Origin of the sequence: Kitasatospora sp. NPDC048540 (assembly GCF_040651175.1) — a bacterium.
GTDB lineage: Bacteria > Actinomycetota > Actinomycetes > Streptomycetales > Streptomycetaceae > Kitasatospora.
Genome location: NZ_JBEZIR010000109.1, coordinates 18,308 through 30,900 on the forward strand (window position 1 = coordinate 18,308; position 12,593 = coordinate 30,900).

The 12,593-nt window shown below is 74.3% G+C and carries 12 protein-coding genes; 7 read left to right on the forward strand and 5 right to left on the reverse strand.

Going from position 1 to position 12,593, the window contains the following annotated elements:
* Positions 1 to 68: 68 nt before the first annotated feature.
* Together AB0D08_RS31165 and AB0D08_RS31170 are read left to right on the forward strand one after the other, a co-directional pair.
* Entirely contained in the window at positions 69 to 1,004 is a 936-nt protein-coding gene (locus AB0D08_RS31165) for a LysR substrate-binding domain-containing protein (protein WP_359893570.1), read from the forward strand.
* A gap of 230 nt (positions 1,005 to 1,234) precedes the next feature.
* Positions 1,235 to 1,438, forward strand: a complete 204-nt coding sequence (locus AB0D08_RS31170; RefSeq protein WP_359893572.1) for a cold-shock protein — start codon at positions 1,235 to 1,237, stop codon at positions 1,436 to 1,438.
* Between the two features lie 111 nt (positions 1,439 to 1,549).
* On the opposite strand, the gene yidD is transcribed toward AB0D08_RS31170, so the two are convergent.
* Both yidD and AB0D08_RS31180 read right to left on the reverse strand, forming a co-directional pair.
* Complete coding sequence (yidD, locus tag AB0D08_RS31175) at positions 1,550 to 1,894, reverse strand: membrane protein insertion efficiency factor YidD (RefSeq protein ID WP_359893574.1); 345 nt, start codon at positions 1,892 to 1,894, stop codon at positions 1,550 to 1,552.
* A 349-nt stretch (positions 1,895 to 2,243) separates the two neighbouring features.
* The gene (locus AB0D08_RS31180; RefSeq protein ID WP_359893576.1) at positions 2,244 to 2,987 is read right to left on the reverse strand and encodes an MBL fold metallo-hydrolase; all 744 of its coding nucleotides are present in this window, start codon (positions 2,985 to 2,987) and stop codon (positions 2,244 to 2,246) included.
* A 196-nt stretch (positions 2,988 to 3,183) separates the two neighbouring features.
* On the opposite strand from AB0D08_RS31180, the gene AB0D08_RS31185 reads away from it, so the two are divergent.
* Positions 3,184 to 3,867 (forward strand): AAA family ATPase, encoded by a 684-nt coding sequence (locus tag AB0D08_RS31185; RefSeq protein ID WP_359893578.1) that lies wholly within the window; start codon positions 3,184 to 3,186, stop codon positions 3,865 to 3,867.
* A gap of 121 nt (positions 3,868 to 3,988) precedes the next feature.
* On the opposite strand, the gene AB0D08_RS31190 is transcribed toward AB0D08_RS31185, so the two are convergent.
* From AB0D08_RS31190 to AB0D08_RS31200, 3 genes are all read right to left on the reverse strand, one after another.
* Positions 3,989 to 5,635: an amidohydrolase gene (locus AB0D08_RS31190; RefSeq protein ID WP_359893580.1), complete on the reverse strand. Its 1,647-nt coding sequence runs from the start codon at positions 5,633 to 5,635 to the stop codon at positions 3,989 to 3,991.
* Positions 5,632 to 7,110: an APC family permease gene (locus tag AB0D08_RS31195; RefSeq protein WP_082526617.1), complete on the reverse strand. Its 1,479-nt coding sequence runs from the start codon at positions 7,108 to 7,110 to the stop codon at positions 5,632 to 5,634. The genes AB0D08_RS31190 and AB0D08_RS31195 overlap by 4 nt, the downstream gene beginning before the upstream one ends.
* Before the next feature lie 148 nt (positions 7,111 to 7,258).
* Positions 7,259 to 8,176 (reverse strand): Lrp/AsnC family transcriptional regulator, encoded by a 918-nt coding sequence (locus tag AB0D08_RS31200; RefSeq protein ID WP_359893582.1) that lies wholly within the window; start codon positions 8,174 to 8,176, stop codon positions 7,259 to 7,261.
* A 280-nt stretch (positions 8,177 to 8,456) separates the two neighbouring features.
* Here AB0D08_RS31200 and modA point away from each other — a divergent pair, with 280 nt between their 5' ends.
* The 4 genes from modA to AB0D08_RS31220 all read left to right on the forward strand — a co-directional run bounded on the left by modA (position 8,457) and on the right by AB0D08_RS31220 (position 12,507).
* Positions 8,457 to 9,290 (forward strand): molybdate ABC transporter substrate-binding protein, encoded by an 834-nt coding sequence (gene modA / locus AB0D08_RS31205; RefSeq protein WP_033821181.1) that lies wholly within the window; start codon positions 8,457 to 8,459, stop codon positions 9,288 to 9,290.
* Between the two features lie 155 nt (positions 9,291 to 9,445).
* The gene (locus AB0D08_RS31210) at positions 9,446 to 11,116 is read left to right on the forward strand and encodes a BBE domain-containing protein (RefSeq protein WP_359893584.1); all 1,671 of its coding nucleotides are present in this window, start codon (positions 9,446 to 9,448) and stop codon (positions 11,114 to 11,116) included.
* A gap of 111 nt (positions 11,117 to 11,227) precedes the next feature.
* The gene (locus AB0D08_RS31215) at positions 11,228 to 12,004 is read left to right on the forward strand and encodes a serine/threonine protein kinase (RefSeq protein WP_359893586.1); all 777 of its coding nucleotides are present in this window, start codon (positions 11,228 to 11,230) and stop codon (positions 12,002 to 12,004) included.
* Positions 12,005 to 12,012: 8 nt separating this feature from the next.
* A complete protein-coding gene (locus AB0D08_RS31220) occupies positions 12,013 to 12,507 on the forward strand; it encodes a protein kinase (protein ID WP_359893588.1) in 495 nt (164 codons plus the stop codon).
* Positions 12,508 to 12,593: the final 86 nt, after the last annotated feature.

Below are 12,593 nucleotides of genomic sequence, written 5' to 3' on the forward strand. Positions count from 1 at the left end.
GGCCGTCCAAGACATGATGCGGGCGGTCTTGATAGGTGATGCCTATCGTGGCTGGCTAGCATGGGGTGGTGCAGTTGCAGCAGCTCCGTTACTTCGTGGCCGTGGCCGAGACCGGGCACTTCACCCGCGCCGCCGAGCGGATGCTGGTGGCGCAGCCCTCGCTGTCCCAGCAGATCCGGTCGCTGGAACGGGAGTTGGGTGCGGAGCTGGTCCACCGCAGCAGGGGCGCCAGCACCCTGACCGATGCCGGGCAGGCGCTGCTGCCGCTGGCCCGGCGGATCCTCGCGGACACCGAGAGCGCCCGGCGGGCGGTCCAGGAGGTCGTCCGGCTGCGGCGCGGCCGGGTGCGGCTCGGGGCGACACCGAGCCTGTGCGTCAGCCTGGTGCCGGACGTGCTGCGGGCGTACCGCTCACGGCATCCCGGGGTCGAGCTGCAGGTCCGCGAGGGCGGTTCGCGGGACCTGGTGGCGCTGCTGGCGCAGGGCGCCCTCGACCTGGCACTGATCATCCCGCCACCGGCCGGGCAGGGTCCGCCACTGACCGTCACCGAGCTGCTGCACGAGGACCTGGTGCTGGTCGCCGCACCCGGCCTGCCCGGGATGCCCGGGCCCGGGCGGGCGGCCCGGATCGAGGATCTGCGCGGCCGGCCGCTGGTGATGTTCCGGGAGGGCTACGACCTGCGGGAGACCACCGTGTCGGCCTGCCGCGCGGCGGGCTTCGAGCCGGAGTTCGCGGTCGAGGGCGGCGAGATGGACGCCGTGCTCGGCTTCGTCGCGGCGGGGCTCGGCCCGGCGGTGCTGCCGGGCATGGTGGCGGCCAGGTCCGGGCTGGCGGTCACCCCGTTCGCCGGGCCTGGCCCGGGGCGGACCATCGCCGTCGCGCACGGCGCCGAGCTGCCGCTGACGCACGCCGCGGCGGCGCTGCGCGAGACCGTGCTGCACCATCTGGCGGACGCGGACCGGGCGGGCGCCCTGCCGCCCGGCACCCGGCTGGCCGCGCCGTAGGGACACGCCCGCCCGGCGCCCGGCGGGGCGATTTCCGACGTTTCGCCCGGCGCCCTGCTACAGTCGAATCAGTTGCGGTTGTGGTTCCCATGAATTCTGTGTGCGCCTGCTGGCTTGTGACCATCAGGCGCATTTTTGTTTTCCCCGGCCCGTGCCGGGTGGGTGCTTTTTTCGGCGACTCGGGTCCGCGACGTGCGGATTCCGGCAAGCCATCTGAAGGAGATTGTGTTATGGCTACTGGCACCGTGAAGTGGTTCAACGCGGAAAAGGGCTTCGGCTTCATCGAGCAGGAGGGTGGCGGCCCGGACGTGTTCGCCCACTACTCGAACATCAACGCCAGCGGCTTCCGTGAGCTGCTCGAAGGCCAGAAGGTCGAGTTCGACGTCACGCAGGGCCCGAAGGGCCCGCAGGCGGAGAACATCCGCCCCCTCTGACACCTGTCACTGCCGGCCTTCGCGGGCAGTCCTGAAGGCCCCCGTCATGAGCGTCCGCTCGTGACGGGGGCCTTCCCCGTTCCCGGGACCGTCGTCCCGCGTCGGCCGGGCTCACCCCGTCGGTCGGCGCCCGGGCACCGGGTCGTGGCCGCCCTCGGTGCCGGGACGGCACCGCAGCAGGCGGCCCGCGGTCAGCCGGGCGCCGCGCAGCGCGCCGTGCCGGTGCAGGGCCTGCACCGCGAAGGTCGAGCAGGACGGCGTGTACGGGCAGCAGGGGCGCCGGTTCGGGCTGATCCGGGTGCGGTAGAAGCGCACCGCGCCGTACAGCCCGGCGGCCGCGGCCCCGCGCGGGACCGGCGCCGCCGGGTCCGCGGCGGCCCGGCCCGGCCGGCCGGTGGCCGCGCCGACCGCCGCCTTAAGCGCCGCCAGAGCGGTGAGCGGGATCAGCGCGATCATGCAGGGGTCGGCCAGGTCACCGAGGCAGTCGCAGACGTCGCAGGCGTCGCAGCAGTCGTTGTCGCGCTTCCGGTTGCGTCGCCGGTGCTCCTGCCAGGCGCGCCGCTGCTGCTTGCGGCGGCGCCGCTCGCTGTCCGGCAGCCACCACCAGGCCCGGCCGGGCCGTCCCGGCGGCCGGGCCTGCTGCTGCGCACCTTACGGATCGTGATGGGACACGGTTGACGCTCACTCCGTTCTGTTCGTCTCGTCTGTTCGTCGGGTCCGGCGGCTGCAGGCACGCACGGCGCCGGGCACTCCCCCCGCCTCGGACGTCACCGGCCGCCGGACGGTTCCGGGGCCGGCCCCGGGGTCAGGTGCGGCGCAGGTAGCCGGCGGCCAGTTCGCGCAGCCGGGCGCCGTCGAAGCTGCGCCCGTGACCGGGGTGGACCACGGAGACGCCCAGTTCCGCGAGGAAGGCCATGCTGCGCCGGTAGGCGGGCACGTCCGAGTCGGGCAGGTCGTCGATGAGCAGTCCGTCGTAGACGACGTCACCGGAGTACAGGGCGCCGGTGCGCTCCTCCAGCAGGGCCAGGCAGCCCGGCGTGTGGCCGGGCAGGTGCAGCACCGTCAGGGTGCGCCCGCCCAGCTCGATCCGGTCGCCGTCGGCCAGCGGCCGGGTCACCTCCACCGGCTCGACCCGGTAACCGCGCGGGTCGTAGCCGGGGTGCGGCAGGGATTTCAGCAGCAGGCCGGGGACCGGCCCGTCGCCGGGGTCGAGGCCGAGCCGCGCGTACAGGTCGGCGCCGTACAGGGCGGCCGGTACGCCCCCGGCCAGCAGCGAAACGGCGGCGGTGTGCGCGGCCCGCTCGCGGAACTCGTGGGCGCCGCCGACGTGGTCCAGGTGCGCGTGGGTGAGCACCACCAGCGGATCGCGTTCGAACAGCCGTGGCAGTGCGGGGCGCAGCGGGACCACCCCGAGGCCCGCGTCCACCACGAGGTCCCGGTCGGTGCCGGGCAGCCACCACAGGTTGGCCGACAGCAGCGGGTCGACGTACGGCTCGGTGATCCGCACGACGCCGGTGCCTGTCGGGTGTTCCCGGTACCAGTTGTCCACCGCTCCAGCCTGCCAGGAGCACCTTCCGGCGGATCGTCAGGGGTCGCTCCGGGCAGGATCCGGGCACGGCCCGGCGGGCGGGCGGCCCCGGACGGCGGGGCGCTCTGCGGCGGGGTGCCCGACGGCGGGCGCCGCGCGGGCGCGTGCGAAGCTGTGGGGCCGACGAGGCGGAACGGGGACGGTCATGGGGGCAGGAATGCGCGGTATCACCAGGTCAGCGGTGCCGGGGCCGCCCGGCGACGGGTCCGCCGCCGAGCGGACCGTCGGGCTGCTGGACCTGCGGGGGCGGCCCGGCCTTGCGACCGTGCTGCACTATCCGGCGGACGCCGTGGTCGTGGTCTCCGGCCTGCCCGGCAGCGGCAAGAGCACGCTGCTGCGCCGCTGGTCGGACACGGTCCGGGTGGTGGACCCGCGCGATGTGCACGAGGCGTGCGAGGCCGTGATGCCCGAGCGGCTGCCGTACGGGGTGTACCGGCCGTGGGCACGGCTGGTGCACCTGAGGTGGCTGCGGGCGGGCGTGCGCGGCGGCGGTCCGCTGCTGGTGCACGACTGCGGCAGCCGCCCGTGGCTGCGCCGGTGGCTGGCCCGCGGCGCCGCCCGGCAGGGGCGGGAGCTGCACCTGGTGGTCCTGGACGTCGGCCGTACCGAGGCGCTGAACGGCCAGCAGGCGCGCGGCCGGTGGGCACCCCGACGGGCCTTCGACCGGCACTGCGCGGGCCTCGGGCGGCTGCTCGACGCCCTCACGCCCGGCGGCCCGGCCGCCACCGCCGTTCCGGTACCGGACGCGGTGGCGGAGGCCACCTCGGTCGTCCTGCTGGACCGCTCCTCGCGCGAACACGCGGCGGCCCGTTTCGGCGCCCCGGCCGACCCCACGGGCTGAGCCAGGGCCGGCAGTTCGCACCGGATCGTCCAGCGGCTCCCGGCCCCGGCCGGGCGTGCGCGACGCACCCTCGTACCGGCCCCTACCCGGGCGGTCCGTACCCGGGCGATCCGGCCGGGGCTCAGCCTGCCGTGTGAACCACCTCGCCGCCGACCACGCCGAGGTCGACGCGGGTGTCCAGGATCGCCTTCGGGTCCAGTCCGAACAGGTCCTGGGAGAGCAGGACCAGGTCGCCGAGCTTGCCCGGGGTGATCGAGCCGAGCCGGTCGTCGAGGAAGTTGGCGTACGCGCTGCCCAGGGTGTAGCCGCGCAGGGCGGTGGCCAGCGGAACGGTCTCCTCCGGCATCCACGCCTCGCCGCCCGCCAGGCCTTGGCGGGTGACGGCGGTGTAGAGGCCGATCAGCGGGTCCATCTCGGCGACGTTCCAGTCGCTGGAGAACGCCAGGACCGCCCCGGCCTGCTGCAGGCTGCGCATCGGCCAGGCCTTGGACCAGCGCTGCTCGCCGACGGCCTCCGCCCAGTCGCGGCCGGGCCCGGCGATGTCGGGCGAGCAGTGCCGGGGCTGCATGCAGGCGACCACCCCGAGCTGCGCGAAGCGGGGGACGTCGGCGGGGTCGAGGCACTCGACGTGGACGACCTGGTGCCGGGCGTCGCGCGGGCCGTTGACCCGGCGGGCGTGCTCGACGGCGTCCAGCACGGTACGGATGCCCCGGTCGCCGGTGGCGTGCACGAAGGTCTGGAAGCCGGCCGCGTCCAGCCGGGCCAGCGTCTCGGCGAACTCCTGCGGCGGGTAGAAGGTCTCGCCGCGGTGGCTGTGGTGTCCGGCGTACGGCTCCAGCAGCGCGGCGGTGTGCGGTTCGACCACGTCGTCGATGTACAGCTTGAGCGGCCCGACCCGGAAGCGGTCGCCGTGGCGGCACCGGGCGGCGGCCGCGAACTCGGCGAGGTCCGCGTCGGTGGTGCCGCGCGGGTGGAACAGCGCGGCGACCAGCCGCGAGCGCAGCCGGCCCTCGGCGATGGCCCGCTCGAACAGGGCCAGGTCGTCCAGCGAGTTCTGCGGTTCGACGACGGTGGTGATGCCGTAGCGGGCGGCCTGGTCGAGGCTGGCGCACAGCCGCCCGTACTGGCGGTCCGGGTCCGCCCAGGGGACGCCGGCGGCGCGCAGGGCCCGGTGGCCGTCGCGGGACAGGCCGCGGACCGCGAAGTCGGTGAGGAAGCCGGTCGGCTCGCCGGTCACCGGGTCCTTCTGCACGGTGCCGAAGGCGAGGTCGGTGGTCCCGGCGGTGATGCCGAGGCGGCGCAGGGCGGCCGTGTTCAGCCAGGCCGTGTGCACGTCGTAGCTGAGCACGAAGGCGGGCCGCTCACCGGTGTACGGGTCGAGGTCGGCGGCGGTGGGCATCCGGCCGCCGGGGATCGCCGAGTAGTCGAAGGCCTCGGCCTCGACCCAGTCCGCGGCGGGGTTGCGGTGCAGCCAGTCGGCGATCCGGCGGCCGATCTCGGCGAGGTCGGCGGCGCCGGCCAGTTGCACGCAGGCGGCGTCGGAGCCGAGCCGGACGTGGTTGTGGCTGTCGACGAAGCCGGGCAGCAGCAGCCGGCCGCGGGCGTCGACCACGTCGGTTCCGGGGCCGGCCAGCTCGCGCCAGCCGTCGCCGTCGCCGACCCAGGCGATCCGGCCGTCCCGGACGGCGACGGCCTCGGCCCGGGGGCGCCGGTCGTCGACGGTGTGGACGTGGGCATGGTGGACGATCAGGTCGGCGGGGCGGTTCACAGGTTCTCCGGAGCGGTGGCGGCGGTGGCGGCGGTGGCGGTGGCGGGAACGGACGTGGGTGCGGCCGCGGCGGGCGGCGCAGCGGTCCGGCCGGACTGGTCCGCGGGCAGGCTGAGCACCCAGTGGGTGGCGCTGCGCGGGCGCAGGTAGAACGCCCAGTAGAGGGCGCCGACCAGCAGGACGGCGAGGGTGATCAGCAGGTCGCGGCGGGCCTGTTGGGTGAGCGCGTACGCCAGGACGGCGGTGGTCAGGACGGGCGCGAGCGGCCACAGCGGCATCCGCCAGGCGTCGGTGGTGCGGTGGCGGCCGCGGCGGGCGGCGAGCGCGGCCACACCGAGCAGCAGGTAGATGACCGCGACCACGACGCCGGTGAAGCCGAGCAGCGCGTCGATCGGGACGGTGAGGGCGAGCACCGCGCCGGGGGCGCCGATGGCGAGGGTGGCCACCCACGGGGAGCCCCAGCGGGGGTGCAGGGTGCCGAGCGCCCGGTTGACGGGGTCGGGCCAGGTGCGGTCGCGGGCGGAGGCGTAGAGCACCCGGCCGTTCTGGATCACCATCACGATGACGGCGTTGAGGATGGCCGCGGCGATGCAGAGGCTGACGAAGGTGCCGACGGTGCTGCCCGCCCAGGAGTCGACGATCGCGACCAGGTCGCCCGCGGCGAGCTGGTCCGGCGAGCTGACGCCCAGGCAGATCGCGACCACCGGGACGGTGATCACCACGACTCCGGCCAGCAGGGACCACAGCACCGTCCGGGCGACCGAGCGGCGCGGCTCGCGCAGGTCCTCGGAGAGGTAGATCGCGGTGCCGAAGCCGTTGTACGTGAAGATCGCCACGGCCAGTCCGGAGATCAGCAGGCCGGCGGTGAACGGGCCGGTGCCGCCGTGGCCGTCCGGGACCACCGCGTGGACCAGCGAGGAGGCCGGCTGGTGGATGTGGGTCAGGCCGAGCACGCTGACCACGCCGGCCGCGACCACTTCGAGGCCGAGGAAGACGCCGGTGATCAGCGCGTTGGACTTGATGTCCAGGACGCCGACGGCAATGGCGAGCACCATCACCGCGCCGCCCGCGACGGCCGGGTCGAGCGAGAGCACGGAGCCGAGGTAGCCGGCGGTGCCGAGCGCGATGATCGGCGGGATCACCAGCAGCGAGACGATCGAGATCACGAACACCAGCCAGCCGGCCATCCGGCCGAGCACCTGGCCGACGATCGAGTACTCGCCGCCGGCGCTCGGTACCAGGGTGCCCAGCTCGGCGTAGCAGAGGCCGACGCCGAGCGAGAGCACCGCGGCGATCAGCAGGCTGATCACGGCGCCGCTGCCCTGGGACTGCAGCAGCGGCGGGACGACGATGAACAGCGAGGAGGCGGGCGTGACGCACGACAGGGTCAGCAGGACCCCACCGAACACGCCCAGGGATCGTGGCAGCGCCGCGACGGCGGGCTGCGCGCCGGCAGGCTGGGGGGAAGTCGTCATCGGGGACCGGGCTCTCTGGGGGAAGGTGTCCGGCCATTGAAGGCGAGGCAAAAATAATGCGTCAAGGGTTTCTTTGCATCATTTCGCCTGTCAAATTCGCAGTCCCCGGCAATTCATAGGGGCAGTGACATCAGCGCCGATGAATCGCCTATTCGATGGGCAGATCGTAGGTGTAGGACTCCTTCACGATGTCCAGGTGCACCCAGGACTCGCAGCGCACCACCCCCGGCAGGCTCCGGACGGCCTCCAGGCCGGCCGACAGCGCCCGGCGGTCCGGGGCGTCCAGGCCGCACACCAGGTCGAACCGCCCGTAGCCGGTCGCCACGTAGTTCACCCCGGGCAGGCGGGCCGCCGCGCGGGCGACCACTGCGACCGGCCCGTGCACGCCGAGGCCGACCCCGGCCGCCTCCCGGACACCCAGCGCACGTGACTCCACCAGGCCGGTGACGTGCACGGCACCGACCTCCAGCAGGCGCAGCACCCGGGCCCGGGTGGCCGGCTGGGAGAGCCCGACCTGCTCGGCCAGCGCCGCGAAGCTGGCCCGCCCGTCCGTCTGCAGCAGGCCGAGCAGCCGCCGGTCCGCCCGGTCCAGGGCGGGCATCCGGGGGGCCGCCGTACCGGGGAGGACCGGGGAGTAGGCGTCCCGGACCAGTTCGGCGCAGCGGAACACCTCCACGCCGCGCACCCCGGGCACCGCCCGGAGCACCGCGAACTCCTCCTCCAGAGCGGCCTCGTCGGCGACCCGGACCTCCGCGACCACGGCGAGCCGGCCCGCGGTGCAGGAGACGAAGCTGGTCGCCCGGCGGGCCGCGGCCAGGGCGGCGGCCGGGCCGCCGGCGCCTGCGACGTCCAGCGACACATGCGCGACGGCCTCGATCCCGGCGACGGCGGGCGGCACGATGCCGACGATCCGTACCGCCCCTCGCTGCAGCAGCCGCTGCACCCGGGCCCGGGCCGCCTCCCGGGAGATGCCGAGCAGTTCGGACAGCCGCTGGTAGGTGACCCGCCCGTCGAGCTGCAGTTCGCGGACGACGGCGGAGTCGGTGGCGTCGGTGGTGTCGGGCACGAGGTCGCTCCCAGGGGGGTGGTGCGGCTGGGCGCAGCCAGCCTAGGGCCCGGGCATCCCCGGGCCGTGGACGATCCACCTGAGCGGCGGTCGACGGAATGGACGGAATGCGCAGTTGTCCGATGCCGACGGCATCCGCCCCTGCGGACCTCACGGCTCGTGCGACCGGGCGAATGCGAGGCCGATGTGCCGGTTCGCCCCGCAGGTGCGGCCCTATGATCGGCGCCGTGGCCCCCGGAGCGCGCCCCCGAATCCGCGCACGGCAGACAGGGAGTTCCTTGTGACGAACCGTCTCCTCTCCCGCCCCGGTCTGCGGTTCGCGGGCGGTCTCCTGGCCGCCGCGCTGGCGCTCGCGGGGTGTTCGTCGAGTTCGTCCGGGTCCTCGGGCGCGTCCGGTTCGGCCTCCGCGTCCTCCGCGGCCTCGGGCAGTGCCGGCGTCAGCGGCACCGTGACGGTGTTCGCGGCGGCCTCGCTGAAGGAGAGTTTCACCACGCTCGGCCAGAAGTTCGAGGCCGCGCACCCCGGCACCAAGGTGGTGTTCAACTTCGCCGGCAGTGACGCGCTCGCCGCCAGCATCGTCAACGGTGCGCCGGCCGACGTGTTCGCGGCGGCCAGTCCGGCGACCATGAAGACGGTCACCGACAAGGGCGACGCGGCCGGGCAGCCGCAGACCTTCGTCCGCAACCAGCTGGAGATCGCCACCGTTCCCGGTGACCCGCACCACATCGCCTCCCTCCAGGACCTGGCCCAGCCCGGCCTGAAGGTGGTGCTGTGCGCCCAGGAGGTGCCCTGCGGCGCCGCTGCCCAGAAGGCGCTGGCCGCGGGCAACGTCCGGCTCACCCCGGTCAGCTACGAGCAGGACGTGAAGGCCGCCCTGACCAAGGTCGAGCTCCAGGAGGCGGACGCCTCGCTGGTGTACCGGACGGACGTCAGGTCGGCGGCGGGCAAGGTCGACGGGGTGAACTTCCCGGAGGCCTCCGCCGCGATCAACGACTACCCGATCGCAGCCCTGACCCATGCGCCCAACAGCGCGGGCGCCCGGGCGTTCGTGGCCCTGGTGCAGTCCCCGGAGGGGCAGCAGGTGCTCATGGACGCCGGTTTCCTGAGCACCTAGCCTGCCGCCGGAGTGTCGGGGAGGCGCGGGAAAGGCCGATTGCTAGCCTCAATTCGCCCGATTTGCTCCCCATTTGTGCGCCCGCCGTATCCGGTGGGCCCGTACCCGGTGGGCCCGTCCCCCGGGCCCGCACCCCGGTGAAGGCGAGTCAGCACGTGAACCACGAGGTCTCCCGCCGCAGGCTGCTGGGCGCCGCCGCCGGCGCGGTCGCCGCCGGCGCGTCCGTCACCACCCTCGGGGCGGGCGCGGCCCGGGCCGAGCCGGGCCACCCCGGTGGTGGCGATCCCGGCGGAGACCTGGGGGCGGCAGACCCCGGGCAGCTGCGCGTCCTGCCGGGCGACGGCCGCTACGAGACGCTCAGTCAGGGCTTCAACCAGCGCTGGACCAGCGAACCGGCCTACATCCAGCTGGTCACCGACGACCGGTCCGCCGTCGCCGCGGTCCGCGAGGCGCTCGACCGGGGGCTGCGCCCGACCGTCCGCAGCGGGGGCCACTGCTACGAGGACTTCGTCGAGAACACCGGCGGCGCGATCCTCGACATGAGCACCATGACCGGCGTCCGCCGGACCGCCGACAAGTACGGCCGCCCCGCCTACTGCGTGGAGTCCGGCGCCAGCATCTGGGAGATGTACACCGAACTGTTCCGGCGCTACGACGTGGCGGTGCCCGCCGGGTCCTGCTACTCGGTCGGCGCGGGCGGGCACGTCTGCGGCGGCGGTTACGGGGTGCTGAACCGGCGCGACGGCCTGACGGTCGACCACCTGACCCAGGTCGATGTGGTGACCGTGCGGGACGGCCGGGCCGAGGTCACCCGCGCCCACCGCGCGGACCCGGCCGGCTCGGACACCGCGCACCTGTTCTGGGCGCACACCGGCGGCGGTGGCGGCAACTTCGGCGTGGTCCTGCGCTACTACTTCAGCGAGGAGCTGCCCAGGCCGCCGGCCCGGGTCTGGCTCAGCAGCATCGCCTGGCCGTGGGCCGACATCCTGAAGCGGCCGGAGGACTTCACCCGGCTGATGCAGAACTTCGGCGAGTTCTTCGCCGCGCACAGCGGCCCCGGCGAGCAGCTGTACGACAAGCTGTTCAGCATTCTGAAGCTCACCCACAAGACCAACGGCAACATCGCGCTGTTCAGCCAGTGGGTCGGCGACGACCCGGCTCCGCTCGACGCGTACCTGGAGGCGATGGAGAGCGGTCTGACCACCCGCGCCACCGTCCAGACCGACGCCGCCGGCGGCCTGTACCTGCCGTACCCGGACCGCCGCCGGCAGATGCCCTGGCTCCAGGCCACCCAGACGCTCAACGGCTCCGGCGCCAACCAGCGCGGCAAGTACAAGTCCGCCTACCACCGCAAGCCGTTCTCGGACCACAACATCGCGGCCACCTGGACCTGGCTGACCAAGGACAACCCGGGTGTGGACATGACCCAGACCCTGGTGCAGATCGACTCCTACGGGTGCCGGGTCAACGCCGTCCGCCCCTGCGACACCGCCGTGCCGCAGCGGGACTCGATCGCCAAACTGCAGTACCAGACCTACTGGACGGTGCCCGCCCAGGACCAGGCCCACCTGGACTTCCTCCAGGGGTTCTACCAGGACGTCTACGCGGAGACCGGCGGGGTGCCCGAGGTCAGCGACCCCGCGCACGACCTCGGCACCGACGGCGCCTACGTCAACTACCCGGACGTGGACCTGGGGATCGCCACCGACCCGGCGCCGCGCTACCCGCGGCTGTACTACAAGGACAACTATCCGCGGCTGCAGCAGGCCAAGCGGATCTGGGACCCGTGGAACGTCTTCCACCACAAGCAGTCCGTGGTCGGCTGAACGGCCGTCCTCCCGTCCCTCCCCCAACACGCCACCCGATGACGGAGGGTGACTGTCCGTCATCGGAGCGCGTAGGATGCTTCGTGCGCGCGCGGTGGGAAGGGGAGACCGTTGGACACGGTGATCGTGCAGCTGCCCGACGCCCCGGGGGCCCGCGGCGGCCGAGGTCCGCAGCGGCCCGGGCTGCTGCGGATGGGGCCCGGTGAGAGCGCGGTCTTCGGCCGCGGCGCACCGGGCAGCCCGGCCGCCATCGAGCTGACGGACCGCGGTGTCTCACGCCGGGCCGGCGAGGTCACCGCCGCGGAGGACTACTGGCGGCTCTCCAACTTCAGCGGCTCCGCGACGTACGTGGTGGAGAACCTCGAGGGCGCGGGCGAGCACGTCAAGGTGGCACCGGGCCGGCTGGGCGCGCCCGTGCCGTTCGAGTTCTCCCGGGTGGTGCTGCCGGCGGTGGCCGGCCCGACCGCCTTCAAGGTGTTCGCGCCGCAGCACGCCTACCTCGACGGGGGCCCGCGGCCCGGCGCGGGCGAGCACACCGTCAGCCCGTTCGCCCTCGACCCCACCTCCAAGTACTTCCTGGTCCTGCTGGCCCTGTGCGAGCCGCGGCTGCGCGAGGCGTCCGCCGCCGCCGTGCCCGGGGTCGGTGAGGTGCTGGAACGGCTGCGCGCCCTGCCCGCCTGCCGCACGCTGACCCGCTCGGCCGTCAACTACCACATCGACTACCTCGCCGAGGCCAAGCTCAGGCTGCGCGAGGAGGGCGACCACGAGCGCGCGGCGGCCGGGCGCACCGGCCGCAAGCGGGAGGAACTCGTCGCGCTGGCGCTGCGGTTCGACCTGGTCCGGGAGGGCCACCTGGCGCTGCTCCCGCCGCGGCGCGGCGCCGGCTGACCCGCGCCATGGACGACGACGGCACCCCGCCCCTGGACGTCCCCGCCGGGTACCAGGTCGCCGGCTGGCGGATCACCGAGCTGATCGGGTCCGGCGGCTGGGGCAGCGTCTACGCGGCCGAGGACCCGGCGGGCGGGACGGTCGCCGTGAAGTTCCTCCGGCCGGGCCTGCCCACCCCGGGCCGGCACCGGACGATGGCCGAACTGGTCCGCCGGGAGGACTACTTCAGCCGACGGGCGGATCACCCCCAGCTGATCCGTACGCTGGCCGCCGTCACCGTGCGCGACCCCGGTGATCCCCGGCTCGACGGTGCCCTGGCCCTGGTGATGGAACGCGCCGAGCGCAGCCTCCAGCAGGTGCTGGCCGACGGCGAGCCCGGGACGGCCGTGACCGGCGCGGCCCGGATCCTGGCCGAGGTCGCCACCGGGCTGGCCCACATGCACGGCCGCGGCTGGGTGCACGGCGACCTCAAACCCGGCAACATCCTGCTGATGGCTTCCTGACCCTGCTCTACGGCGAGCTCACCCCGCGCCCCGACGGCAGCACCCTGCTCTCCCTGGTCTGCGCCGGACACCCGCTCCCGCTGCGG

Coding starts and splice junctions, on each gene's coding strand:
- AB0D08_RS31170 (WP_359893572.1), top strand. CDS start 1,235: ATGGCTACTGGCACCGTGAAGTGGTTCAACGCGGAAAAGGGCTTCGGC.
- yidD (WP_359893574.1), bottom strand. CDS start 1,894: ATGATCGCGCTGATCCCGCTCACCGCTCTGGCGGCGCTTAAGGCGGCG.
- AB0D08_RS31185 (WP_359893578.1), top strand. CDS start 3,184: ATGCGCGGTATCACCAGGTCAGCGGTGCCGGGGCCGCCCGGCGACGGG.
- AB0D08_RS31195 (WP_082526617.1), bottom strand. CDS start 7,110: ATGACGACTTCCCCCCAGCCTGCCGGCGCGCAGCCCGCCGTCGCGGCG.
- AB0D08_RS31220 (WP_359893588.1), top strand. CDS start 12,013: ATGGACGACGACGGCACCCCGCCCCTGGACGTCCCCGCCGGGTACCAG.